At 60.5% G+C, this 23,781-nt stretch carries 22 protein-coding genes; 16 read left to right on the top strand and 6 right to left on the bottom strand.

The window, feature by feature from the left end:
- Positions 1–127 precede the first annotated feature (127 nt).
- The 3 genes from FY152_06770 (at position 128) to FY152_06760 (ending at position 2,778) form a co-directional block, all read left to right on the top strand.
- Positions 128–1,420 (top strand): transporter, encoded by a 1,293-nt coding sequence (locus FY152_06770; GenBank protein ID UXS31804.1) that lies wholly within the window; start codon positions 128–130, stop codon positions 1,418–1,420.
- A 259-nt stretch (positions 1,421–1,679) separates the two neighbouring features.
- On the top strand, positions 1,680–1,982 hold the full coding sequence (locus FY152_06765; protein UXS31803.1) for a hypothetical protein: 303 nt from the start codon (positions 1,680–1,682) through the stop codon (positions 1,980–1,982).
- Position 1,983: 1 nt separating this feature from the next.
- On the top strand, positions 1,984–2,778 hold the full coding sequence (locus tag FY152_06760; GenBank protein ID UXS31802.1) for a sel1 repeat family protein: 795 nt from the start codon (positions 1,984–1,986) through the stop codon (positions 2,776–2,778).
- A gap of 48 nt (positions 2,779–2,826) precedes the next feature.
- Here FY152_06760 and xth read toward each other — a convergent pair whose 3' ends face one another.
- Both xth and erpA read right to left on the bottom strand, forming a co-directional pair.
- The gene (gene xth / locus FY152_06755) at positions 2,827–3,624 is read right to left on the bottom strand and encodes an exodeoxyribonuclease III (GenBank protein ID UXS31801.1); all 798 of its coding nucleotides are present in this window, start codon (positions 3,622–3,624) and stop codon (positions 2,827–2,829) included.
- Between the two features lie 97 nt (positions 3,625–3,721).
- The gene (erpA, locus tag FY152_06750; protein ID UXS31800.1) at positions 3,722–4,054 is read right to left on the bottom strand and encodes an iron-sulfur cluster insertion protein ErpA; all 333 of its coding nucleotides are present in this window, start codon (positions 4,052–4,054) and stop codon (positions 3,722–3,724) included.
- Between the two features lie 214 nt (positions 4,055–4,268).
- On the opposite strand from erpA, the gene FY152_06745 reads away from it, so the two are divergent.
- The 13 genes from FY152_06745 (at position 4,269) to FY152_06685 (ending at position 20,176) form a co-directional block, all read left to right on the top strand.
- Complete coding sequence (locus FY152_06745) at positions 4,269–5,486, top strand: deoxyguanosinetriphosphate triphosphohydrolase (GenBank protein ID UXS31799.1); 1,218 nt, start codon at positions 4,269–4,271, stop codon at positions 5,484–5,486.
- Between the two features lie 76 nt (positions 5,487–5,562).
- Positions 5,563–7,320: an arginine--tRNA ligase gene (locus FY152_06740; GenBank protein UXS31798.1), complete on the top strand. Its 1,758-nt coding sequence runs from the start codon at positions 5,563–5,565 to the stop codon at positions 7,318–7,320.
- A gap of 66 nt (positions 7,321–7,386) precedes the next feature.
- Positions 7,387–10,452 (top strand): SPOR domain-containing protein, encoded by a 3,066-nt coding sequence (locus tag FY152_06735; protein UXS31797.1) that lies wholly within the window; start codon positions 7,387–7,389, stop codon positions 10,450–10,452.
- Positions 10,453–10,692: 240 nt separating this feature from the next.
- Positions 10,693–11,709 carry a beta-N-acetylhexosaminidase gene (gene nagZ / locus FY152_06730; protein UXS31796.1) on the top strand — a complete coding sequence of 339 codons (1,017 nt, stop codon included), beginning with the start codon at positions 10,693–10,695 and terminating at the stop codon, positions 11,707–11,709.
- A 58-nt stretch (positions 11,710–11,767) separates the two neighbouring features.
- Entirely contained in the window at positions 11,768–12,616 is an 849-nt protein-coding gene (locus tag FY152_06725; protein UXS31795.1) for a segregation/condensation protein A, read from the top strand.
- Positions 12,606–13,340, top strand: a complete 735-nt coding sequence (gene scpB, locus FY152_06720; GenBank protein ID UXS31794.1) for an SMC-Scp complex subunit ScpB — start codon at positions 12,606–12,608, stop codon at positions 13,338–13,340. The genes FY152_06725 and scpB overlap by 11 nt, the downstream gene beginning before the upstream one ends.
- Before the next feature lie 129 nt (positions 13,341–13,469).
- Positions 13,470–13,676: a twin-arginine translocase TatA/TatE family subunit gene (locus FY152_06715; protein ID UXS31793.1), complete on the top strand. Its 207-nt coding sequence runs from the start codon at positions 13,470–13,472 to the stop codon at positions 13,674–13,676.
- Between the two features lie 53 nt (positions 13,677–13,729).
- Positions 13,730–14,449, top strand: coding sequence for a twin-arginine translocase subunit TatB (gene tatB / locus FY152_06710; protein ID UXS31792.1), 720 nt, complete (start codon positions 13,730–13,732; stop codon positions 14,447–14,449).
- On the top strand, positions 14,446–15,249 hold the full coding sequence (gene tatC, locus FY152_06705) for a twin-arginine translocase subunit TatC (protein UXS31791.1): 804 nt from the start codon (positions 14,446–14,448) through the stop codon (positions 15,247–15,249). The genes tatB and tatC overlap by 4 nt, the downstream gene beginning before the upstream one ends.
- 104 nt (positions 15,250–15,353) lie before the next feature.
- The gene (gene serS, locus FY152_06700) at positions 15,354–16,637 is read left to right on the top strand and encodes a serine--tRNA ligase (protein UXS31790.1); all 1,284 of its coding nucleotides are present in this window, start codon (positions 15,354–15,356) and stop codon (positions 16,635–16,637) included.
- Positions 16,638–16,843: 206 nt separating this feature from the next.
- On the top strand, positions 16,844–17,614 hold the full coding sequence (surE, locus tag FY152_06695; protein UXS31789.1) for a 5'/3'-nucleotidase SurE: 771 nt from the start codon (positions 16,844–16,846) through the stop codon (positions 17,612–17,614).
- Positions 17,615–17,622: 8 nt separating this feature from the next.
- Positions 17,623–18,264 (top strand): protein-L-isoaspartate(D-aspartate) O-methyltransferase, encoded by a 642-nt coding sequence (locus FY152_06690; GenBank protein ID UXS33231.1) that lies wholly within the window; start codon positions 17,623–17,625, stop codon positions 18,262–18,264.
- 346 nt (positions 18,265–18,610) lie between these two features.
- On the top strand, positions 18,611–20,176 hold the full coding sequence (locus tag FY152_06685; protein ID UXS31788.1) for a LysM peptidoglycan-binding domain-containing M23 family metallopeptidase: 1,566 nt from the start codon (positions 18,611–18,613) through the stop codon (positions 20,174–20,176).
- A 250-nt stretch (positions 20,177–20,426) separates the two neighbouring features.
- Here FY152_06685 and mobB read toward each other — a convergent pair whose 3' ends face one another.
- The 4 genes from mobB to FY152_06665 are packed head-to-tail and all read right to left on the bottom strand — an operon-like array spanning position 20,427 to position 23,740.
- Positions 20,427–20,951 carry a molybdopterin-guanine dinucleotide biosynthesis protein B gene (mobB, locus tag FY152_06680; protein ID UXS31787.1) on the bottom strand — a complete coding sequence of 175 codons (525 nt, stop codon included), beginning with the start codon at positions 20,949–20,951 and terminating at the stop codon, positions 20,427–20,429.
- Positions 20,948–21,574, bottom strand: a complete 627-nt coding sequence (gene mobA, locus FY152_06675) for a molybdenum cofactor guanylyltransferase MobA (protein ID UXS31786.1) — start codon at positions 21,572–21,574, stop codon at positions 20,948–20,950. Before mobA ends, mobB begins: the two co-directional genes overlap by 4 nt.
- Positions 21,571–22,770, bottom strand: coding sequence for a multidrug effflux MFS transporter (locus tag FY152_06670; GenBank protein ID UXS31785.1), 1,200 nt, complete (start codon positions 22,768–22,770; stop codon positions 21,571–21,573). Before FY152_06670 ends, mobA begins: the two co-directional genes overlap by 4 nt.
- A 1-nt stretch (position 22,771) precedes the next feature.
- Entirely contained in the window at positions 22,772–23,740 is a 969-nt protein-coding gene (locus tag FY152_06665; GenBank protein UXS31784.1) for a DMT family transporter, read from the bottom strand.
- Positions 23,741–23,781: the final 41 nt, after the last annotated feature.

Below are 23,781 nucleotides of genomic sequence, written 5' to 3'. Positions count from 1 at the left end.
CATACATAAAAAACTTACGTAAAAAAATGGCTGTGCGGGCAGGATCGCGCCGCGCTGCGGCACATTGTCATTTGCCCGTCAGCACTTCACTCTATCCTCGATCACATTGCCTTGATTGGGGAGAGAGATGGCAAAAACTGCAATTTTTCGCGGCGCGGTATGTTTCGCAGTCAGCATCGCGGCGGTCACGCCTTCACTGGCGGGTGGCCTTGAGCGCGGTGGTTATAATATCGACCTGCTGTTCGACCCGTCCGACTATGTTCTGGATAGTTCCGCTACTTTCGTAGCGCCGCAGCGCAAGGTCGAGAATGCGCGCGACAATCCCAACAAGAGCCCGACCAGTGCGACACCCATTCCGTTGCCGGCCAGCTGGAGCACCAGCGCTGACGATGGCGAGAACTACTGGTCGACCCGGGTTGGCGCAAAAGCGGCCATCGGCGATTTCGGCGACTGCATGTTCGATTATTCTCAGCCCTGGGGCGCGGATCTCAACCCCGGCATCTGGCAGGGCGCGAGCTACAACATCGAAACCAAGGTGAAATCACATAACTACGCCACCACCTGCCGCGTGAAATTCGATCTCGGCAAGGGTGATTTCTCGATCATCGGCGGTGGTTTCTATCAGGAACTCAGCGGCTACAAATATCGTCAGGTCGTATCGCCGATTGCCCTTGCCGCAGGCGGCATTCCGACCTCGATCTATAACGGTATCGGCAAGCTGGAAATGGAAGGCGATGGCTGGGGCTGGCGCGCCGGTGTCGCTTACGAAATTCCGGAAATCGCTTTCCGCACCAGCCTTGTTTATAACAGTGCCGTTGATGTCGATCTGACGGGTAACGTCAATCTCACCAATCTTCCGGTTGGTTTGAATGCGATTTCCGGACGGATCACGCCGGTTTACGGCAGCGTCTCCATGCCTGACAGCATTGAGTGGAAGGTCCAGTCCGGTATTGCGCCCGGCTGGCTGGCTTTCGGTTCGGTGAAGTGGACCGACTGGAGCCAGATCCAGACAATTCCGTTCTGCGCCGTCGGTTCGCCGACCTGCGTTGCGGGAACCGCCAGCGCCATCAACACGCTCGACCTCTTCTACCGCGACGGCTGGACGATTTCGGGCGGTATCGGCCACAAGTTCAACGAACAGTGGAGCGGCGCGGTCAGCCTGACCTGGGATCGCGGCACATCGACGGTCATCGGCACGCAGACCGATACCTGGATGGTCGGCACGCAGCTGATCTATTCGCCCAACAAGAACATTGAGTTCAAGATTGCCGGCGCGCTTGGCCTCCTGACATCGGGCAGCTCTTCCATCGGCGGCGCACCCTGCGGTCCCCTGGGCGCAAGATGTGGCGACGAGGCGGGTTACACCTTCGGCAACGATCTCGTGGCTGCCATCTCCACGGGCGTGAAGGTCAAGTTCTGACGCCATCCTTTCGTGGATGCTAAAATAAAGGTCCGGTTTACCAACCGGACCTTTTTTCTTGGCCGACTGTGATTCCTGCCTGGTAAAAATTTCTAGCCCACAAGTTTTGTGACGATTTGGCAACACTTTTCTGCAAGCGTGGAGCCGCGTTGGAATGTGGGCATATCTGTCCATTTCCCGCCACAAACAGGGTGCTTGGCTTATGTTTATGGGCGCGGGAATGGAAGAACATGCAGGCGTTTGATGTGGGCCTGCGGAATTGCAGAAAGTGAAAACGGATTTGGATTCAGGGTTTAAGCAAGTAATACGGGAATTTGGTCCGGCTTTCTTGTTTGACGTTGACCGGCAGGCGGTGAAACGCCGTTATATTGCCGGAAATTATGCCTATATCTGTCTCACTGAAAATTTTGAGCAATTGCCGCATGAAACCACCGGCGGTGCGCTGGAAAGTGCTGCCGGAAAGACGCAGTGTGTTCGAAAAATCGCGACCCGGCGGGGTTCGGCTTTGCAGTATTCCGCAAGTATTGGCTATATGCCGGGAAGAGTGAGAGAAGTTCGCTGAAATGCTGAAATGTGAAGCCAACGTTTTAAAGCCGCTCCTTATGGGCATGTTGCTTGCGTCGCTCGCAATGCCTGCCGCGGCTTTTGACATCAATGCGGGCGTGACCAAGGAATCCGGCCCCTTCGATCTGTTCAAGTTCGGTTTCAAGGCCTACAAGAACGGCAACAAGGGCGAAGCTGTCGAGGCCTATCGCTACGCGGCTGAAAAGGGCCATACAGGCTCGCGCTGGGCGCTTGCCAATATGTACGCCTTCGGCGACGGCGTCGCCAAGAACGACTTCGAAGCTTTCAAGATTTACAGCGAAATCGCCAATCAGGGCGTCGAGCCGGGTTCGGAAGATACCGGTTTCTTCGTCAACGCGCTTCTTTCCCTTGCCGATTATTACCGCCACGGTATTCCCGGAAGCCCGGTGAAGATGGACCTTTCGCAGGCCCGCCAGCTTTATTTTCAGGTGGCTTCAACCTTTGGTGTGGCCGAAGCGCAGTTCCGGCTGGCGGAGATGATCCTTGCGGGCGAGGGTGGCCGCGCGGATGTGCAGCAGGCCAAGAAGTGGCTTAACCAGGCGCGCAAGCACGGCCATGCTGGCGCCATGTCGATTTTCGGCAATCTGCTCTTCCAGGAAGGCCAGACGACGCAAGGACTGGCCTTCATGACGGCCGCGTTGGACAAATGCACGGCGGTGGATTGCACCTGGATCCAGAGCCTTCAGGAGCAGGCGTTTTCGCTCTCTGGTGAAAATGATCGCCGCGCGGCAATCGCGATGGCGCAGAACATGCGGATCGACGATCCGGATTGAACTGATGTCGCCCGCGGCTGAGGCTTCAGCCGCCTTGGTGAGAGCCGGTCAGCCGACCGGTCTGAAATCGAAGTAACCGCAGACCGGTACGTGGTCGGACGGTTTTTCCCATGCCCGCACATGTTTTTCGATGTTGACCGATTGCAGCCGGTCCGCCGCTTCCGCCGACAGCATCAGGTGGTCGATGCGGATGCCGTTGTTTTTCGGCCATGCGCCGGCCTGATAATCCCAGAAGGAATAAAGTCCGGGCTCATCCGTCGTTGCGCGCGCGGCATCGGTAAAGCCGAGATTTTCCAGCTTGCGGAAGGCCGAACGGGTCTGCGGCAGGAACAGGGCGTCACCTTCCCACACGCGTGGGTCGTGGCAATCGAAGGGTTCGGGGATGACGTTGTAGTCACCGGCCAGAATGAGCGGCTCCTCCAGCGCGAGGCGGTCTTCGGCAAAGCGGCGCAGCCGTTCCATCCAGGCAAGCTTGTAGGGATATTTGACCGGATCATCCGGCGGATTGCCGTTCGGCAGGTAAAGCGAGCAGACCCGGATCGCGCCGCCATCGACGGAAAACACGCCCTCGATGAAACGCGCCTGTTCGTCGGCATCGTCTCCCGGCAAGCCGCGATTGATCTCGTCCGGCTTCATCTTCGAGAGCAGGGCGACACCGTTGAAGCCCTTCTGACCATGTGTCTCGACATGATAGCCGAGAGCCTCGATCTCAAGGCGGGGAAAGCCTTCGTCGACGGATTTGATTTCCTGAAGGCAGACAATGTCAGGCGATGAATCCTTCAGCCACTGGCAGAGGTTTTCGATACGCGCCTTGACGCCATTGATGTTCCAGGTGGCAATCTTCATCGGAGTTTCCCTTTTGTGGGGGTACTTTTACCCGATGCAAAAGCGATTGCCACCGTTTTTGGAAACGGCTGGTGAGGATGTGGTGGATAGAATGGCGTCAGATCGAGAAGCTGGTGCCGCAGCCGCAGCTTGCGACCGCATTCGGGTTCTTGATCTGGAAGGACTGGCCGAGCAGGTTGTCGACGAAGTCGATTTCGGAGCCGGCCATGTAGATGACCGACATGCTGTCGATCAGCACCTTGGCGTCGCCGCGCGCAATCACGATGTCGTCATCGGCGGGGTCTTCCGCCAGATCGAACTTGTAGGAGAAGCCCGAGCAGCCGCCGCCTTCCACCGAAACGCGCAATGCCTGTTTGCCTGCATCCGCTGCGACGATCTGGGCGATTCGCTTCGCTGCGGCTTCCGAAAGTGTAATGTCGCTGTTTTCCATGTCGTTCCTCGTGCCGGGGTCAAGAACCGGAGAGCAATTATCTCATTGTCACTATTATAAACCGGTCAAATTAACGGTCTATAGCCTGTGTGAAGGCGCCTGCGCCGCGATGATGCTTTGCGCTGACCTCTTCGATAGGTATGAAGGGTGAATGAAAAGGTCAATGGCCGAGACGAAAAGGACGTCGCGGCCAGAGAAGACAACAGGTGGATATATGATCATAGACCAGCGCGCATTGGGTTTCGGAAGTGGCGAGAGAGCGGTTTTCGCCTCCGATCCGTGGACCACGCGCGGGCGTCTTTTTGCCGAAGAGGGTAGCCTGACACGGTCGGAATTCCAGCGCGACCGGGACCGCATCGTCCACACGACAGCCTTTCGCCGCCTGAAGCACAAGACGCAGGTGTTCATCAGCCCCGACGGCGATCACTATCGCACGCGTCTCACCCACACCATTGAGGTGGCCCAGATCGCCCGCGCGCTCGCCCGCGCGCTGAAACTCGACGAGGACCTGGCCGAGGGCGTGGCGCTGGTGCATGACTTCGGCCACACGCCTTTCGGCCATACCGGCGAGGATGCGCTGGACGCGGTGCTGTTGCCCTATGGCGGCTTCGATCACAATGCGCAGTCGCTGCGCATCGTCACCAAGCTGGAGCGCCGCTACGCCGAATATGACGGCATCAACCTCACCTGGGAGACGCTCGAAGGGCTGGTCAAGCACAATGGCCCGCTGGTGAATGCCAGGGGCGAGGGGATCAAGGGGCCGGTTCCGCTGCCCATCCTCGAATATTGCGAGCTGCAGGATCTGGAGATCGGCAGCTATGCCAGCCTCGAGGCGCAGGTGGCGGCGATTGCCGATGACATCGCCTATAATACCCATGACATCGATGACGGGTTGCGCGCCGGTTATCTCACTTTCGAGATGCTGGAGGAGGTGCCGTTCCTCAGCGGCCTGATGGCGCAGGTGCGGGCGAAATATCCCGTGCTCGACAAGGAGCGTTTCGCCAATGAGATCATGCGCCGGCAGATCACCCATATGGTGGAGGATGTGATCGGCGTTGCGCAGCAGAATCTGGCCCGTCTGAAGCCGAAGAGTGCGGCGGATATCCGCGCTGCCGATTTCACCGTTGCGACCTTCTCGCCGGAAATGGCCGAGACCGACCGGCAGATCAAGAAGCTGCTGTTCGGCCATATCTACCGCCACCCGGAGATCATGCGCATCCGCGCCGGCGCGACACAGATCGTCACCGATCTTTTCCACCGTTATATGGAAACGCCGGCGGAGATGCAGAGCCACTACTGGGTGGACAGCATTTCCGGCATGAGCGTGGCCGCAAAAGCCCGGCATGTGGGCGATTATCTGGCGGGTATGACGGATAGTTATGCACTGCGCGCCCACCAGCGGCTGTTTGACCACACCCCCGATTTGCGATAGGGCAGCGGGCGATCGCGAAGCCAACCCGGTTATGATGGCCGGACATAAACAGAAGCCCTTCGCGCAGGTTGGAACGATGAACATTTTTGCCGATTTCGATACCAGGATCAAAAACGCGCTCGAGACCCTCGATCTCGTGAAAGAGAACCGCGAAAAGGTCGATTTCAGTCGAATTACCGTCGAATCCCCGCGCGATCTGAGCCATGGCGATGTCGCAACCAATGCCGCCATGGTGCTGGCGAAGCCGCTCGGCACCAATCCGCGGGCGCTGGCCGAACTCATCGTGCCGGCACTTCAGGCGGATGGCGATGTCGACAGCGTCAATGTCGCAGGTCCTGGCTTCATCAATCTCAAGGTCTCGGTCGGTTACTGGCAGCGTCTTCTCGCCGACATGATCGGGCAGGGCATCGATTTCGGCCGCTCCACCATCGGTGCGGGCCAGAAGATCAACGTCGAATATGTCTCCGCCAACCCGACCGGCCCGATGCATGTCGGCCATTGCCGTGGTGCCGTGGTGGGTGACACGCTGGCGAACCTGCTTGCTTTTGCGGGTTATGGCGTCACCAAGGAATATTACATCAACGATGCCGGTTCGCAGATCGACGTGCTGGCCCGTTCGGTGTTCCTGCGTTACCGCGAGGCGCTCGGCGAAGATATCGGCGCCATTCCGTCGGGCTTCTACCCCGGCGACTACCTCGTTCCCGTCGGTCAGGCGCTGGCGGATGAATATGGCATCAAGCTGCGCGCCATGCCCGAGGAAAAGTGGATGCCGATCGTCAAGGACAAGGCGATCGACGCGATGATGGCGATGATACGCGAGGATCTTGAGACGCTGAACGTCAAGCATGACGTGTTCTTCTCGGAGCGCACGCTGCATGAGGGCAATGGCGGGCCAATCCTCTCGGCCATCAATGATCTGACCTTCAAGGGCCATGTCTACAAGGGCACCCTGCCGCCGCCGAAGGGCGAATTGCCGGAAGACTGGGAAGACCGCGAGCAGACGCTGTTCCGCTCCACGGAAGTGGGCGACGACATGGACCGCGCGCTGATGAAGTCGGACGGTTCCTACACCTATTTCGCCGCAGACGTCGCTTATTTCAAGAACAAGTTCGACCGTGGTTTCTCCGAGATGATCTATGTGCTCGGCGCCGACCATGGCGGCTACGTGAAGCGGCTGGAAGCGGTTGCGCGCGCTGTGTCGGAAGGCAAGTCGAAACTGACGGTGCTCCTGTGCCAGCTCGTCAAGCTCTACCGCGACGGTGAGCCGGTGAAGATGTCAAAGCGCTCCGGCGACTTCGTGACACTGCGCGATGTTGTGGACGAAGTGGGTCGCGATCCGGTGCGATTCATGATGCTTTATCGGAAGAATTCCGAGCCGCTGGACTTCGATTTCGCGAAAGTGACCGAACAATCGAAGGATAATCCGGTCTTTTACGTGCAATATGCCCATGCCCGCTCCATGTCGATCTTCCGGCAGGCGCAGGAGGCGTTTCCGGGGCTTTCTCCTTCGGCTGAAGAGATGGCGGCGTCTGTCTCTTTGATTAGCGATATCAACGAGTTGCAACTGGTTGCAAAGCTCGCTGAATATCCGCGCCTGATCGAATCGGCGGCCCTTTCGCATGAGCCGCACCGGCTTGCTTTTTACCTCTATGATCTCGCCAGTTCCTTCCATGGACACTGGAACAAGGGTAAAGACCATCAGGAATTACGTTTTATTAACGATAAAAACCGAGAATTGAGCATTGCCAGACTTGGGCTGGTGAATGCTGTCGCGAATGTTTTGAAGTCTGGCCTGGCTCTTTTAGGAGCGGACGCGCCTGACGAGATGCGATAACATATCACCATTATTTGCTCACAATACGCTGGCAAGAGCTGCAATGCGTAGATGGTGGAACACGTAATGGTCGAAAAAAATGTCGCGTATAACCGGGACGCCCGGTCCGAAGGGTTCGCTGACAACGATCCTCTGGCAGAACTGGCGCGTATCGTCGGCTTCGAAGATCGTCCTTCGCATGCGGGTTCCGAGGCTGCGCCATCGGTGACCCGCCGCGAACCCGAATTCAATCTCGAAGATGAGCTTCTGAGGGAATTCGAGGTTTACGACGCACCGCACGCCGATCCGGTCGTTCTTGATCCAGCAAACGATGTCCGTGCGGGCATCCACCCCAACGACTTCATGCAGCGTGTCGAGCAGGTTTTCGCCCGCCGCGAGCCGGAACTTTCTCCCGTGGCCGAGCCGCAGGTCGAGGCCCGGTATGCGCCGGAGCCGACGCCGGCCTATGAGGTGGCGCCCGAGTTCACGGAAGAGCCGCTTCCGGAAGTCGACAACGCCTATATTCACAGTTACGTGGAAACGTCGACGCAGGACATTCGCGCGGATTTCCGCGACGATGCCGGTGCGGTCGCCGAAGTTTTCGACGTGCATTCGCGCCAGCCGCGTGCTGCCGAGCCGGTGGTTTACCAGCAGGCCGCCCAACAACTGGCATGGGAAGAGCCGCAGGCCGTCGAGCCGGCCCAGCCCGAATGGCACGCCATGCCGGAACTTCCGGCCGATGTTTCCAGCAACATTCCGTCTTCGCATGGTTACGCGCCGGAGCCGCAGGCCTTCGATCTTGCCGATGAGGTGGAGATCGCGGTTGCCGAGGAAGCGCCTGCACCCGTTTCCGTGCGTCCGCCTTCGCATGGCGGCCGTTCTTCGCTGGAATTTTCCAGCCTGCGTCTGCCGCTTGCCAATTTCGGGGCGCGTCGCGATGTTTCGGCTGTCGATCCGCGACGGGTCGAGCCGAGGTCCGAACAGCAGCCGGTAGCCCGGATTGAACCGCAGATCGAACCTGCACCGGCGCCCGTCGTCATTCAGGCGGAAGAGACTGCGCCTGCCTTTACGCCTCTGCCTGCTGAAACCTTCACGCCTGCTGCGCAGCCGGTCACATCTCCTGTTGTTCAGAAGTCCGTTGCGGCCGATCTGTCGCCGATGGACGAGCTGATCTACGACGTTGCAAAATATTCCATTCCCGGCCGTGGTGAAGAACCCGTCGTCCAGTCTGCGCCTGTCGTTCAGGCCGCACCTGTCGCTCAGGCTGCGAAGGTGGAACCGCCAGTTGCCGCTATACCGGTACGGGCAGCCCCGGTTGCCGCTGCAACATCTGCGGCTCCCGTTCAGGAACCGGATTTCAGCGATTTTGCGGGCTTCAACGACGATGATTTCGAGCTTGCGCTCGACGATCTCGATCTTGATCTCGACCTTTCCGAAATTGCCGAAGCCGAGGTCGCACCTGCGCCCGTGCCGCAACCCGTTCGCCAGCAGCCGGTTGCGCCTGTGGTCGCTGCCGCTGCACCCCAGCCGGTAAGGGAGCAGCCCGCGCCCCAGCCGCGCGTTGTGCCGGTATCCGCGCCGATTGCCGCAGCTGCGCCCGTTCAGCCGCGTCCTGCCGCCGCTGCGCCGCAGCCGGTTGCGCCGCAGACACTGGAGAGCCTGCCTTTCGATCCTTCGCAGATCGGCGAGACGGAAGAACATCCGGAAACCATTGTGGAGATGGATGTGCCGGAATTGCCGGTCGGGGTTTTCGAACCCAAGCCGGTTGCCCGCCGTCACGAAGAAGATCTCGATATCGATACCGAGCTTGCGACGCTGTTTGCGCCTGCGGTCGCCGGCGGTCTTGATCGTCACAAACATGCGGAAAACCGCGCAGCCGCCCCGCAGGCGCGTGCCGCCGTTCAGGCTCCGGAAGAAGCCGATGAATTCGAACGGGCGCTGGAAGAGGACTTCCGCCGCTCCATGCAGGAGGCTGCAGCTTCTCGCGGTAACGCACGGGATGCCGAGAACACCTATGTAGATCATCAGGCCGCTTATCGCGATGAGGATGAGCGCGGCGGTCGCCGCTGGATCATGCCGGTTGCAGCCGCAATCGGTCTGGTGCTTGTCGGCGGCGGTGTCTACGCGCTGATATCAGGCGGTTCGTCCAGCACCGGCTCCAATGGCGCGCCTGTCATCATTTCCGCCGATAATGATCCGATGAAGGTCGTGCCGGAAAATCCGGGCGGTCGCGTCGTGCCCAACCAGGACAAGGCGGTGTATGACCGCGTGGCTGGCGGCAGTGCTGCCGATCCGAAGCAGCCCGCCCTGATTTCCAGCAGCGAGCAGCCGGTCGATGTGGTTCAGCGCACGCTGATCCCCGAACAATTGCCGCTGGAAGGTGAAAACGACGGGGATATGGAAACCGCAACCGGTACGCCGGTTGGCGAAACTGAAGATCCGCGCCTGCTTTCGCCGGAAGAAAAGGCCGCGCACAACGAAGGCGCCGGCGCAACCGGTGTTTCGCCGCGCAAGGTCCGCACGATGATCGTCAAGCCGGATGGCACGCTGGTCGCCCAGGAAGTCGATGCACCGGCAGCCCAGCCGCCGAAGGCCGACAAGGTCGCGGAACTTGCCGCGCCCCAGACAGCCAAGCCGGGTGAGGGCGCTCCCGCCGTCATCGCCGCTTCGCGTGTTCCGGTCGCGCCGGAGCAGGCCGCACAGCCCCAGGCCAATACGCCTGCCGCACCGGCCTCGCAGACGGCGGCGCCGCTTCCTGCAGCGCGTCCGTCCTCGCAGCCTTCCAATGTCGTGGCAACCGTCACCAATCAGGGCAATGTCCGTCCCGCCGCTACCGCTCCGGCCCAGCCGCCAGCCGCGCAGCAGCAGACAGCCGCCGCGACGCCGGCAGCGACAAACACCCCTTCGGCCGGTGGTTATTACATCCAGATCGCGTCCCTGCCGAGCCAGGCGGAGGCCCAGAAGTCCTACCAGAGCATGTCGGCCAAGTTCGGCTCGGTCATCGGTGGACGTGGCGTCGACATCAAGGCCGCCGAAATCGCCGGCAAGGGCACGTTCTACCGCGTCCGCATCCCGGCCGGTGACAAGAACGAAGCCGTGGCGCTGTGCGAAAAGTTCCGCTCGGCCGGCGGCAGCTGCCTGGTGGCACGCTGATAGCAACTGATCCGGCGTAGAAAGATTGGGGCTGCCGCGTGGGCAGCCCTTGGCATATTCGGACCTTCCGGCAAACTCTACGTCATCCTCGGGCTTGACCCGAGGATCCACGGCCGCCGAAATGGATCCTCGGGTCAAGCCCGAGGATGACGCGGAGAAATTAACCGCACCTCTCCGCAGTCTCGATGGCTAAAGGCCATTCTTCCCTTACCCCTTTTGTTCTCAGACAGGCGTGACACCATGACCGATTGCAAAGCTATGATCCTCGGATGCAGCGGACTTTCGCTGACCGCCGACGAGATTGCCCTTTACCGTGACCAGCAGCCGTGGGGCTTCATTCTGTTCGGGCGCAATATCGGCGAGCCGCAGCAGATCACCGATCTCGTCGCCGCCATGCGCGATGCCGTCGGGCGGCCGGACGCGCCGGTTCTGATCGATCAGGAAGGCGGGCGCGTACAGCGCATCAAGCCGCCGATCCTGCAGGCCTATCCGAATGCCCGCATTCTCGGTGAAATCTACGAGCGTGATCGTGAACAGGGTCTGCGCGCCGCCTGGCTGATGTCGCGCCTGCATGCCTTCGACCTCATGAAATTCGGCATCAATGTCGACTGCCTGCCGGTGCTCGATGTGCCGGTGGAAGGCGCCAGCAACGTCATTGGCAACCGCGCCTATGGCTACTCGCCGACCATGGTGGCCGAGATGGGGCAGGCGGCGGCCGACGGGCTGAAGGCGGGCGGCATGCTGCCTGTCATGAAGCATATGCCGGGCCATGGCCGTGGCATGGTGGATTCGCACCATGAACTGCCTGTTGTCGATGTGCCGCTCGATGAGCTGGACGCCCATGATTTCGTACCGTTCCGGGCGCTGAACCGTGAATTGATGGCGATGAGCGCGCATCTGGTCTTCAACGCTGTCGACCGCGAGAGACCGGCAACGACCTCGCCGAAGGTGATCGAGGAGGTCATTCGCGGCCGCATCGGCTTTGACGGGTTGCTGATGTCCGACGACAGTTCCATGAATGCGCTGAAGGGTACGCTTGGCGAGCGGGCTGCGAATATTGTTGCTGGTGGCTGCGATATAGTCTTGCATTGCAACGGCGTGATGGGTGAAATGCTTCAGGTCGTGAAGGAGGTTCCCGTTCTTTCCGGCCGTTCGCTGGAGCGGGTGCGGGCCGTGGAAGCGGGTTTCCCCGTTGCGGACGCTTCCGACGAAGCGGAACTGAGAGCCGAATTCAACGCCATGTGGGCCGTTTCCTGACAGTTGGGCGGCGGCCCGTTAATCGGGACGACAGGCCGGACGCCCGGCGGATGGAACAATGGCCGCAGACAAGTCTCGCAATTCAACACCGATGGACAAGCTCTGGCAGGATGTGACGCCGGAGCGGCTGACGGGTGAGGCCGGGCTGGTCATCGATGTCGCGGGTTTCGAAGGCCCGCTCGATCTGCTGCTGCATCTTGCCCGCACGCAGAAGGTCGATCTGTCGCGCATTTCCGTACTGGCGCTTGCCGAACAATATCTGCAATTCGTGGAAAGCGCGCGCCGGGTGCGCATCGAGCTTGCGGCCGATTATCTCGTCATGGCGGCTTGGCTCGCCTTTCTCAAATCCAAGCTGCTCATTCCGCAGCAATCCAAGGATGACGGCCCCTCGGGCGAGGAAATGGCCGCGACGCTGGCCTTCCGGCTGAAACGTCTGGAAGCGATGCGCGAGGCGGCGGAACGCCTCGTCAACCGCGCCCAGCTCGGCCGTGATGTTTTCGCCCGGGGCGCGCCGGAGCATATTCCGCATATCAACCGCTCCGCCTACGAGGCAAATCTCTACGATCTCCTGAGCGCCTACGCCAATCTGCGGCAAAGGCAGGCCATCACCCAGGTCACGATTGAAAAACGGCAGGTCTGGTCGCTGGTGGAGGCGCGGGAGCTCTTGACCAATCTGCTCGGCGATGTCGGTGAATGGACCGTGCTCGATCACTATCTGCTGCAATATGTGCCCGACCCCGCCATGCGGGTAACGGCCATCGCCAGCGCGTTTGCCGCCTCGCTGGAACTGGTGCGCGAGGGGTCGCTGCAAATTCGTCAGGAGGGCGCCTTCAAGCCCATCTATATGCGCAGGAGCGAGAGAGACGATCGCGCCGTGAATGCCGAAAGGACTGATAATGACGAATGACGACGAGACCGGCGAAGCGGCGATCGTGACAGATGGGGTGGGATTCGAACCCACGGTATTTTCCGAACGGCAGCTGAAGGAAGCCGAGCGGATCACCGAGGCCTTGGTTTTTGCTTCGGCCGAGCCGGTTTCGGTGGGGTTCATTGCCGAGCGCCTGCCACGCGGCATGGATGTCGCAGCCATTCTGCACCGGCTCAAGGCCGCCTATGGTGATCGAGGCGTCAATCTCGTGCAGGTCGGCGGGCAATGGGCTTTTCGCACGGCGGGCGATCTTTCCTTCGTCATCCGCACGGAGGAGAAGGAGCCGAAGAAGCTGTCGCGCGCGGCGCTGGAAGTTCTGGCGATTATCGCATATCATCAGCCGGTGACACGCGCCGAAATCGAGGAAATTCGCGGCGTGCAGACCTCGCGCGGCACGCTTGATGTGCTGATGGAAGCGGGTTGGGTGCGTTTCAGGGGCCGCAGGCGTACGCCTGGCAGGCCGGTGACGATCGGCACCACGGTGGAGTTTCTCGATCATTTCGGCCTTGAGGAATTGCGCGACCTGCCGGGGCTTGAAGAGCTGAAGGGGGCAGGGCTGCTTTCTGGCCGAATTCCATCCAATTTCGGAGTGCCCCTGCCGATGATGAGCGATGAATTGCGTGAGGACGAAGACCCGATCACGCAGCTCGATCTGGAAGAACTGGGCCTGCTTGCGCCCGGCGGCGGCGATGGCGATGAATGATTGACCGTCTTACTGGCGACAAGACGCAAAAACTTTATGTTCACTCCCCGTTGAAGCGACAATTTGTTGTTTGAAAAAGCCTTTCAAACATCTTACATCGTCTGAAAGCGAAATTCAGGAGTTTCAGTTATGGGTTCTTTTAGTGTGTGGCATTGGCTCATCGTTCTGGTGATCGTTCTCGTCCTTTTCGGACGTGGCAAGATTCCGGAATTGATGGGTGATGTTGCGAAGGGCATCAAGAGCTTCAAGAAGGGCATGTCCGACGAAGACCAGACGCCGCCGCCGGCCGATGCCAATGCGAAGACTGTCGACCACAAGGCTGACGAGATCAAGTAAGCGGCCTGTGCCGCTTGTTTTGAGACCGGCGCTAGGGTCTCGGGAGCGTATTGATGTTTGATATCGGCTGGAGCGAGCTTCTGGTGATTGCGGTCGTGCTGATCGTGGTCGTCGGACCGAAAGACTTGCCGCCCATGATCCGCGCCTTCGGTAAAACGATGGCCGGCCTTCGCAAGATGGCGGGGGAATTCCGCACGCAGTTCGATGAGGCCTTGAAAGAGGCTGATATGGACGATGTGCGGCAGACGATCTCGGATGTCCGCAATCTCAATCCGACCAATTCGCTGCGCGACGCGATGAACCCACTTCGCCAGCTCGGAAACGAGATCAAGTCCGATCTCCAGAAGGCGACGGCTGCACCTGATTCCCTGTCTTCGACAGCAGCACCGGCGACGAGCGAGCCGGTTGCGCCGCTGGTCAGCGTGCCCGAGCCCGAGATGAAGCTTCCGGATGCGCCGCCTGTCGCGGCCTCCGCACCTGCGGCATCTGCGCCGGTTGCCGCAGTTGCGGCAGCGGAAGAAAAACCGAAACGCGCGCGTGCGAAATCGGTTGCGACCGTCGAAGCCGAGGCGGTGGCCGCCAAGCCGAAACGCACCGTGCGCAGCAAGGCTGTCGAAGCGCCTGAAGAATCTGCTGTTTCGAAGCCTGCCGCGAAGGCCGTCGTCAAGAAGGCTGCCGTCAAGAAAACGGCGGCGGAGAAGGCGGTGGTAGAAGCCAAGCCGGCCAAACCGGCAAGAACAAAGGCTGCAAAGCCCAAAAAGGATGAAGCATGAGCGGGGACATCGAGGATAAGCCGCAGCCGCTGATCGAGCATCTCATGGAGTTGCGCACGCGGCTGATCTGGGCGCTCGGCGCATTCTTCATCGCCTTCATCGGCTGTTTCGCCGTTGCCAAACATCTCTTCAACCTGCTCGTCATTCCTTACAAGTGGGCGGTTATCTGGGCCGGGCTGGATGTGACGAAATCGTCGCTGATCTATACCGCGCCCCAGGAATTCTTCTTCACGCAGATCAAGGTTGCGATGTTCGGCGCCATGGTGATCTCCTTTCCGGTAATCGCCTCGCAGCTCTACAAGTTTGTGGCCCCCGGTCTTTACAAGAATGAGCGCGCCGCTTTCCTGCCGTTTCTGATCGCGTCGCCGATCCTTTTCCTCATCGGTGCGGCGCTCGTCTATTTCTTCTTCACGCCCATGGTCATGTGGTTCTTCCTCGCCATGCAGCAATTGCCCGAGGATGGCGAGGTGGCGATTTCGCTGATGCCGAAGGTGTCGGAATATCTCAGCCTCATCATGACGCTGGTTCTGTCCTTCGGTCTGGTGTTCCAGCTGCCGGTGGTTACCACGCTTCTGGCCCGCGTCGGGCTTCTGACCAGCGACTGGCTGCGCGAGAAGCGCAAGTTCGCCATCGTCATGGCCTTCGTGGTCGCGGCCGTGCTGACGCCGCCCGATCCGATGTCCCAGATCGGTCTTGCGCTGCCTGCGATCATTCTCTACGAGATTTCCATCTACATGGCTCGACTCGTGGAGAGGAAACGTGCGGCGGAATCCAAAAGCACGGAGCTGGAAGAGACCTGACGCTTCGCCACGGTCTTCCCGCTCATTTAATTTCCTCGCGCCGGGCCCTTCGCCCGGCGTTTTGCTGATAAAACACGGGCGGCCAACAACAGTCTGGAACGACGATGCACGACATTAAATGGATACGTGAAAACCCCGAAGCCTTTGATGCGGCTCTTGCACGGCGCGGCGCCGAACCTGCCGCCAGCGGCCTGATCGCTCTCGATGAAAAGCGCCGTTCCGTCATCCAGTCCCTGCAGGACATGCAGTCCCGCCGCAATGCCGCCTCCAAGGAAATCGGCGCCGCCATGGCGCAGAAGAACATGGAGCTTGCGGAAAAGCTCAAGGCCGAAGTCGCCGACATCAAGGAAAACATGCCGCGCGCCGAGGAGGAGGACCGCCAGGTCACCGCCGAGCTGAACGACGCCCTGTCGCGCCTGCCGAACATGCCCTTCGACGATGTGCCTGATGGCAAGGACGAACACGACAATGTGGTGGCCCGCGTGGTCGGCCAGAAGCCCGGCTGGAACCATGAGGCCAAGGAGCATTTCGAGATCGGCGAGGCGCTCGGCTACATGGATTTCGAGCGTGCGGTCAAGCTTTCCGGCTCGCGCTTCACCGTTTTGACCAGCCAGCTGGCGCGTCTGGAACGGGCGCTCGGCCAGTTCATGATCGATCTGCACACCTCGGAACATGGCTATACGGAAGTCTCCTCGCCACTGATGGTGCGTGACGAGGCGATGTTCGGGACCGGGCAATTGCCGAAATTCTCCGAGGACCTGTTCAAGACCACCGATGGCCGCTGGCTGATCCCGACGGCGGAAGTGACGCTGACCAACCTCGTGTCGGGTGAAATCCTCGAGCAGGAGAAACTGCCGCTGCGCTTCACCGCGCTTACCCCGTCCTTCCGTTCGGAAGCGGGCTCCGCTGGCCGCGATACGCGCGGCATGCTGCGCCAGCACCAGTTCTGGAAGTGCGAGCTTGTCTCCATTACCGATGCGGAAAGCGCTGTCGCCGAACATGAGCGCATGACGGCCTGCGCCGAAGAGGTGCTGAAGCGTCTCGGCCTGCATTTCCGCACCATGACGCTGTGCACCGGTGATATGGGCTTTGGCGCGCGCAAGACGTATGATCTGGAAGTCTGGCTGCCCGGCCAGAACACCTATCGCGAAATCTCGTCCTGCTCGGTCTGCGGCGATTTCCAGGCGCGGCGCATGAATGCCCGTTATCGCGGCAAGGACGACAAGGCGACGAAGTTCGTGCACACGCTGAACGGCTCCGGCACGGCTGTCGGCCGCTGCCTGATCGCGGTTCTCGAAAATTATCTCAATGACGACGGTTCCGTCACAATTCCAGAGGTGCTGCTGCCCTATATGGGCGGTCTGACGCGCATCGAGAAGGCGGCCTGATTGTCAGGCTCCTGAAGACGCCTCTGTCATTCCGGCCTTGAGCCGGAATCCAGCCAGCCCAAGTCCTTGGGCTGAAGAGGTTTTTCCCGCCGCGCGGAGGCGCGTCGGCTGGATGCCGGATCAAGTCCGGCATGACGGTCATGGGGATGCGTCCATGAGAGACAATATTAGTCCTTTCCCGAGGGCGTAGCAGTGGAGAGATGAACATGCGGATTTTGCTGACGAATGACGACGGTATTCACGCCGAGGGTCTGGCCGTGCTGGAGCGTATCGCCCGCACGCTGTCCGACGATGTCTGGATCGTCGCGCCCGAGACCGATCAGAGCGGTCTTGCTCATTCGCTGACGCTTTCCGAACCGCTGCGCCTGCGAAAAGTTTCCGACAAGCATTATGCGCTGCGCGGCACACCGACCGATTGCGTCATCATGGGCATTCGCGAAGTTCTGCCTGAGAAGCCCGACCTCGTGCTGTCGGGTGTCAATGCCGGCGCCAACATGGCCGATGACGTGACCTATTCCGGCACGATTGCGGGTGCCATCGAAGGCACGCTGCAGGGCGTGCGGTCCTTCGCGCTCAGCCAGGCCTTCAGCCATGCCGAAGGCCGTGTCGTGCCGTGGGAAGTCGCCGAGACCTATGCACCGGACCTGCTGCGCAAGCTGATGAATGTCGATCTGCCTGATGGCACCTTCCTCAATCTCAATTTTCCCAATTGTGCGCCCAAGGATGTGCAGGGCGTGTCCGTGACCGGGCAGGGCAAGCTCGATTTCGGCCTGACGGTGGAAGAACGCCAGGACGGCCGTGGTTTCCCCTATTACTGGCTGCGTTTCGGCGAGCGTCTCGGCACGTTCCGCGAAGGCACGGATATCCACGCCTTGAAGCACGGCAAAATTTCGGTCACGCCGCTAAAGCTTGACCTGACGGATTACACGGTCAAGGATCGGGTTGCGCAAGCGCTTGGATTCGGAGTCGCCGATTGAAATCTGCCATGGTCGAAAAGGAAGGTTTTGCCGCTCTCGTTCTCCGGCTGAGAGGCGAGGGGATTTCCGACCTCGACCTTTTGACGGCGGTGGAGCAGACGCCGCGCTCCAAATTCGTGCCGCCGCAATTTGCGGCCGATGCCTATTCCAGCCGGACGATCCCGATCGACTGCGGCGCCTTCATGGAAGGCGCCGACATGGCTGTCAAAATCCTTGCCCGCTTGCAATTGAAGCCGGGCCAGCGCGTGCTGGAAATCGGCACCGGCAGCGGTTTCATGACGGCGATCATCGCGCGTCGGGTGGAGCGCGTCTTTTCGCTGGAGCGTTACAGGACGCTGGTGCAGCAGGCACAGAACTGTCTGGATGATCTTTCCATCCGCAATGTCGTGATCCGCCAGGCGGATGGCAGCAACGGGCTTGTGGGCGAGGGCACCTTCGACCGCATCGTCTCCACGGCGGCCTTTACCACCATGCCCCGCTTTTTCGCCGAACAGATCGTCTCCGGCGGCATGATGATCGCGCCGATCATCCTTGACGATGATCGCTGCGTGATGACGCGCTTTTCCAAGACCGGCAGCCGCTTCGAAAAGGAAGAGCTCTTCGAAGCGCCCTATCTGCCGCTCAGCACCCATATTGCGCGTCATTTGTAACAAAATGAAAATTTTGAAGACGTTCCATTTTTGTCTTCGAAAGTTCTAAATTACAACAACTGTTTGATTTTCATTATTATTATTGTTCAGACATGACGCGCATCGTTTTCGTCATGGTTATCGAAGTGTCAAAAAAGCGCCAAACGGCTTAACGTTTTAACGGCGTGGTAACACTAACGCGCTTTAATCATAAACATCGACGCATGGTTTTCCCCACCTCGGGAAATGGGCCTTGCAAGAAGTGAAGTTTGTGCCGGATCGCATGTCGATGCGGCGGGTTGGCGTCAGTGTAGATCGAGTCATGCGTATGAGACATTCGTCTAAAATCGGAAAATCAGTCGCAAAAATGTTCGCAGCGGCATTGCTGGCAAGCGTCGCAACGGGCTGTAGCTCGGATGCAACGCGGTTCAGCGGCCTCTTTTCCAGTGGACCGGATCAGATGACGACGGCGTCAATTCCAACCCGGCAGGGTGGCGGTGCTTACGGGCAGGCTCCTGTTCCGCAGGGCGACATGAATGGCGGTTACGCCTCTGCCGCGCCGCAGGGCGGTTATGCCAACCAGAACATGGCTGGCAACTCCTATCCGCAGTCCGGCGGTTATGGCGGCAACGTGCAGCCTTCCACGGCCCGCTCGGCCTCCGCCTCTCCGGTTCAGCGCTCCGAACTGTCGGCGCCGACGGCGGTGGCGAGCCGCGATCCGGCGACGCGCAACGAAGCCATGGCCCAGCCCTTCCCATCCGCACAGCGACAGGCCGCGCCGTCTCCCGCAGCGCCAGCGCAGCAGGCCGCCGTTCCCGTCGCCGACAATCTCACCACCGCAACCGTCCGCTCCGACAAGAATGGCTGGCATACGGATGGCGCTTCCTCGGTGACGCTGCGTCCCGGTGAAAGCATCACGACCCTTTCCAACCGCTACGGCGTTCCTGAAAAGGAACTGCTGCGGGTCAATGGTCTGAAGACAGCCTCTTCGGCGCAGGCCGGCCAGTCGATCCTCATTCCGAAATTCGGTCAGGTTCGCAACGCCGCCAAGGATGCGGCCGGCAACATCGCGCTTAACCGCAATGGCGACCAGCCGACACCGCTGCGCAGCCCCGAGGGGAATGTGGCCGTGCTGCCGTCGCAGGCGGCGGCCCGTGACAAGGTTTCCTCTGATGCCGGCAAGCTCACGCCTCCCGGTGGCAAGCCCTTGCCGCCAAGCGGCGGTTACAAGGTTCAGCCGGGTGACAGCCTGGCGAAAATCGCCCGTGAAAACGGCGTATCGGTTGCCGCACTGAAAGCCGCCAACGGCATTTCCAACGAGAGCATCCGTGTCGGCCAGACGCTTGCCATGCCGGGCGCCGGCACCGACGGTATCAAGACAGCCTCCGTTCCCGCCAAGGAAGCGGCCAAGGCAGTCGAAACCGCATCCGCCAAGCCGGAACCTTACAAGGCGCCTGCTGCTGCCGCGACTGCACCGTCGGCACCCGCCGCCACGGCAAGCGTCAGCGATATCGAGAAGAAGTCCGACATGGCTTCCGTCGCACCGGAATCCACGGGCATCGGCAAATATCGCTGGCCGGTCCGCGGTGCTGTCATCAACAATTTCGGCGACAATGTCGAAGGCAGCCGCAACGATGGCATCAACATCTCGGTTCCCGAAGGCACGCCGATCAAGGCCGCTGAAAACGGCGTGGTCATCTATGCAGGCAACGGCCTGAAGCAGCTCGGCAACACCGTGCTGGTGCGCCACGACGACGGCAAGGTCACGGTTTACGGCAACGCCGCCAATCTCGACGTGCAGCGTGGCCAGAAAGTACAGCGCGGCCAGACGATCGCTACATCGGGCATGACGGGCAGCGCTAAGCGTCCGCAGGTTCACTTCGAAGTTCGCAAGGATGCGACGCCGGTGAACCCCTCCAGTTTCCTTGAATAGGTATTGCGTCTCAAGGATTGACGAAGCCGGGTCTAGAGCCCGGCTTTTTCATTTTTAGGGTGAGGGATCGTGGGAGCTTGCGTCGGCTTCATACCACTTCTCCTCCGTCATGCCGGACTTGATCCGGCATCCAGCCGACGCGCGTCTGCGCGGCGAGAGGAGTCCTTTCAGCCCAAGGACTTGGGCTCGCTGGATACCGGCTCAAGGCCGGTATGACGGATGCGGGGATGCATCCGAAGCGCCTAAAACGCTATCCTTGGCTTACCCTCACCAGCCCCACCGTCCTCTCGATGAAGTCGGCAATCGCGCCGGTATCGTCGAGATCGAAGACAGGAAGCGCAGTGTCCGTCACCTCATGATCGGCGGCAATGGCGATGATATAAGGATCGCTTCCGGCAAGCGGTTCGGTTTTCGCCGCCTCCAGCCGGCGCGCCTCGATCTTTGGCACCGGCTCGTATTTGTAACCCTCGATCAGCACGAGATCGCAGGGGGCGAGGCGGGAGAGGATGTCTTCGAAGGAGGGTTCTGGTTCGCCGCGCAACTCATGCATGATGGCGAAGCGGGTGCCGGAGACGATGGTGACCTCATGGGCGCCCGCCTGCCGGTGACGCCAGCTATCGGCGCCGACCTTGTCGATATCGAAATCATGATGGGCGTGTTTGATAGTGGAGACGCGGTAGCCCCGGGCCGTCAGCTCGGTGACGATGCGCACCGCAAGGCCGGTCTTGCCCGAGTTTTTCCAGCCGGCTATGCCGAAGACCTTTTGAGCCGTCATGTCGCGAGGCTCTCCAGATGGCTTCGCGCCAGCGCCAGTTCATCCGGCGTGTTGATGTTGAAGAAAGGATCGAGGCTGCCCTTTGCGGTTTCCAGCGGCGGAAAGGCAATGCCAATGGTGACGTGCCGTGCCAGATAGGCGCGGATCCGCCGGTTCGCATCGTTTTTCAGCCAATCTTCCAGATCATTGGCAAGCGCCACGGGCCAGAGCGCGAAAACCGGATGAAGCTGGCCGCTGGAGGCGGCGATGACGATCGCATTGTCCGATATGTGTTCGCAAAGGCGGGCCACGAGATCATCGGGAAAAAAAGGGCTGTCGGCGGGCACGGTCAGGAAATGGCTTCCTCCGGCTTCGTGCTTTTGGAAATGGCGCATGCCGGCGAGAACGCCGGCCAGCGGTCCGGCGTGGCCGCTTACGGTGTCTGGCAGCACGGGCAGGCCGAAGCTTTCGGCCCAGCCATTTGCCGCATTGATGGTGATATCGCAGACCTGGGGTGTGATGCGGCGCACGACGTGGGAAAGCAGCGGTGTTTCGCCCAGCATCACCATCGCCTTGTTGGTGCCCATGCGCCGCGACAGGCCGCCGGCGAGCACGAGACCGGGTATTCTGGAAGGGGCCGTCATTGCCGCTTCTCCTGCAGCCTTACGACATAGGTGGTGAGGAGGGCGACAAGGCCGGTCGCCAGCATCACGATAAGGAGCGGCCAGGTTCCGTCCTCCCTGGACAGGACCGAGGAGGCGAGTACCGAAAGCACTGCGCCGCCGCCGATGGTCATGGCGCCGCCGAGACCGGAGGCCGAGCCAGCCAGATGCGGCTGGACGCTGACCATGCCGGCATTGGCGCTCGGCAGGGTAACACCGTTTCCGACACCGATAAGGGCGAGCGGCACGAAGAAAGCATAGGGGCTTTCCGAACCTGTGGAGATCAGCACAATGGCCGTGACGATGCCGGCAATGGCGATGACATTGCCCGACAACATCATGCGGGTGATGCCGATCTGGCTGGCATAACGGCCGGAGACGAAATTGCCGAGCATGTAACCGCTGGCCATGAAGAAGAATTGCAGGCCGAGCATGGCCGGCGCAAGGCCATAAAGCACGCTGCCAACGAAGGGCGCGCCGCCGAGGAAGGAAAAGAACATGCCGGACGAGAAGGTCGAGGTCAGCGCATAACCCCAGAATAGCGGCGAGCGCAGAAGCTCGGGCCAGGCATGAAACTGCTGCGAAAAGCTTGCCGATTTGTTGTGGTTGGTTTCGCCGAGATCAAACCAGGCGAGCGCCAGAATGCCGACGCCGAGGAGGGCGAGCAGCGCGAAGCTCGACTGCCAGCCGGAAATGTCGTTGAGCAGGCCGCCAACCGTCGGGCCGACCATTGGCACCACCGACATGCCCATGGTGACGTACCCGATCATCGAGGCGGCCTGTTCCATCGGCACCATGTCGCGCACGATGGCGCGGGCGAGCACGAAACCGGAAACGACGGCCGCCTGCGCCACGCGCCCGATCATAAAGACGGTAATATTGGGCGCCAGCATGCAGACGAGGGTGGCGACGATCATGATCGCGATGCTGGCGAGCATGACAGGGCGGCGTCCGAAGAGATCGGATAGCGGGCCGATGATGAGCTGCAGGCAGGCGGTAGCGGCGAGATAGCCGGATACGGCAAATTGCATGACCGCGTAATCGACCTCGAAATAAAGCGCCATGGCTGCAAGCGAGGGCAGGAACACATTCATGCACAGGGCTGCGACGCCGGCGATGACGACCAGCGTGATGATGTGGGGCGGGGTTGTCCGGTCAAGAAAACGGCCGCTGTTCATGTCACTCTCCCGCCTCTTCCGTAGCGGCAGTTTTCGTTACGGAAGCCGGCCGCACCGTGGTTGCGGCCGTGGGCGTTGCGGCGGCGCGCTTGGCCATCTGCGAACGCTTGCGCAGGCTTTCGCGGTAGAAGGTGTAGAGACCCGAACCGATGACGATCATGGCGCCGATGATGGTGAAACTGTCGATCTTTTCATTGAAGAAGAACACGCCGATCATGAAACCCCAGAGCAGGCTGGTGTAACGGAACGGCGCGACGAAGGAGATTTCGCCGGTTCGCATTGCCAGAATGATCGCCTGATAGCCAACCAGCACCAGAATGGCGGACCCGGCAAGATGCGACAGGATCATGAAGTTCATCGGCTGCCAGCCGCCGAAAGGCGCAATCAGCAGGCCACCCACCGCCATATTGACGAAGGCGGTAATGACGGTGATGGCGAGTGAGGGCACATCGGCATACATTTTCCGGGTCAGAAGATCGCGTGCGGCGGTAACCGCCAGCGAGGCGACGACCAGCAGGGCGCCTGATGTGAAGCCTTCCGGTCCCGGCCTGATGATGATGAGCACGCCGATGAAACCGGTTATGATTGCCGCCCAGCGCCGCCAGCCGACCGGTTCGCGCAGGAAAAGTGCAGCACCCAGCGTCACGATCAGCGGCAGGGACTGCAATATGGCCGAGGCGTTGGAAAATTCGATGAGGCCGAGCGCCGTCAGATAGAGAACGGCCGCTGTCACCTCGCAGAGACAGCGCAGGATGATGATGGGCCGCAGCAGGGTTTTCAGGGGCCGGAGCGCGCCGAAATGCCGTGCGGCGATATAGATCAGCACCACCGTCATGATGCCGCGCACGAACATGATCTGGCCGGTATTGATGTAGGGGGTGACGGATTTCGTCAGCGCGTCGTTGGCCGTGAAGCTTGCCATGGCGAGCGCCATCAAGAGGGCGCCGCGCGTATTATCCGTCAATGCCATTCCATATGATCCCAGACCATGCGCAATCTTGCCCCGATTGC

This window comes from Agrobacterium tumefaciens (assembly GCA_025560025.1).
Taxonomy (GTDB): Bacteria; Pseudomonadota; Alphaproteobacteria; order Rhizobiales; family Rhizobiaceae; genus Agrobacterium.
Note: the sequence above shows the minus strand (reverse complement) of the source record. Positions and strands in the feature narration are given on the sequence as shown.

Coding starts and splice junctions, on each gene's coding strand:
- FY152_06770 (UXS31804.1), top strand. CDS start 128: ATGGCAAAAACTGCAATTTTTCGCGGCGCGGTATGTTTCGCAGTCAGC.
- FY152_06760 (UXS31802.1), top strand. CDS start 1,984: ATGCTGAAATGTGAAGCCAACGTTTTAAAGCCGCTCCTTATGGGCATG.
- xth (UXS31801.1), bottom strand. CDS start 3,624: ATGAAGATTGCCACCTGGAACATCAATGGCGTCAAGGCGCGTATCGAA.
- erpA (UXS31800.1), bottom strand. CDS start 4,054: ATGGAAAACAGCGACATTACACTTTCGGAAGCCGCAGCGAAGCGAATC.
- FY152_06745 (UXS31799.1), top strand. CDS start 4,269: ATGATCATAGACCAGCGCGCATTGGGTTTCGGAAGTGGCGAGAGAGCG.
- FY152_06740 (UXS31798.1), top strand. CDS start 5,563: ATGAACATTTTTGCCGATTTCGATACCAGGATCAAAAACGCGCTCGAG.
- FY152_06735 (UXS31797.1), top strand. CDS start 7,387: ATGGTCGAAAAAAATGTCGCGTATAACCGGGACGCCCGGTCCGAAGGG.
- nagZ (UXS31796.1), top strand. CDS start 10,693: ATGACCGATTGCAAAGCTATGATCCTCGGATGCAGCGGACTTTCGCTG.
- FY152_06725 (UXS31795.1), top strand. CDS start 11,768: ATGGCCGCAGACAAGTCTCGCAATTCAACACCGATGGACAAGCTCTGG.
- scpB (UXS31794.1), top strand. CDS start 12,606: ATGACGAATGACGACGAGACCGGCGAAGCGGCGATCGTGACAGATGGG.
- FY152_06715 (UXS31793.1), top strand. CDS start 13,470: ATGGGTTCTTTTAGTGTGTGGCATTGGCTCATCGTTCTGGTGATCGTT.
- tatB (UXS31792.1), top strand. CDS start 13,730: ATGTTTGATATCGGCTGGAGCGAGCTTCTGGTGATTGCGGTCGTGCTG.
- tatC (UXS31791.1), top strand. CDS start 14,446: ATGAGCGGGGACATCGAGGATAAGCCGCAGCCGCTGATCGAGCATCTC.
- serS (UXS31790.1), top strand. CDS start 15,354: ATGCACGACATTAAATGGATACGTGAAAACCCCGAAGCCTTTGATGCG.
- surE (UXS31789.1), top strand. CDS start 16,844: ATGCGGATTTTGCTGACGAATGACGACGGTATTCACGCCGAGGGTCTG.
- FY152_06690 (UXS33231.1), top strand. CDS start 17,623: ATGGTCGAAAAGGAAGGTTTTGCCGCTCTCGTTCTCCGGCTGAGAGGC.
- FY152_06685 (UXS31788.1), top strand. CDS start 18,611: ATGTTCGCAGCGGCATTGCTGGCAAGCGTCGCAACGGGCTGTAGCTCG.
- mobB (UXS31787.1), bottom strand. CDS start 20,951: ATGACGGCTCAAAAGGTCTTCGGCATAGCCGGCTGGAAAAACTCGGGC.
- mobA (UXS31786.1), bottom strand. CDS start 21,574: ATGACGGCCCCTTCCAGAATACCCGGTCTCGTGCTCGCCGGCGGCCTG.
- FY152_06670 (UXS31785.1), bottom strand. CDS start 22,770: ATGAACAGCGGCCGTTTTCTTGACCGGACAACCCCGCCCCACATCATC.
- FY152_06665 (UXS31784.1), bottom strand. CDS start 23,740: ATGGCATTGACGGATAATACGCGCGGCGCCCTCTTGATGGCGCTCGCC.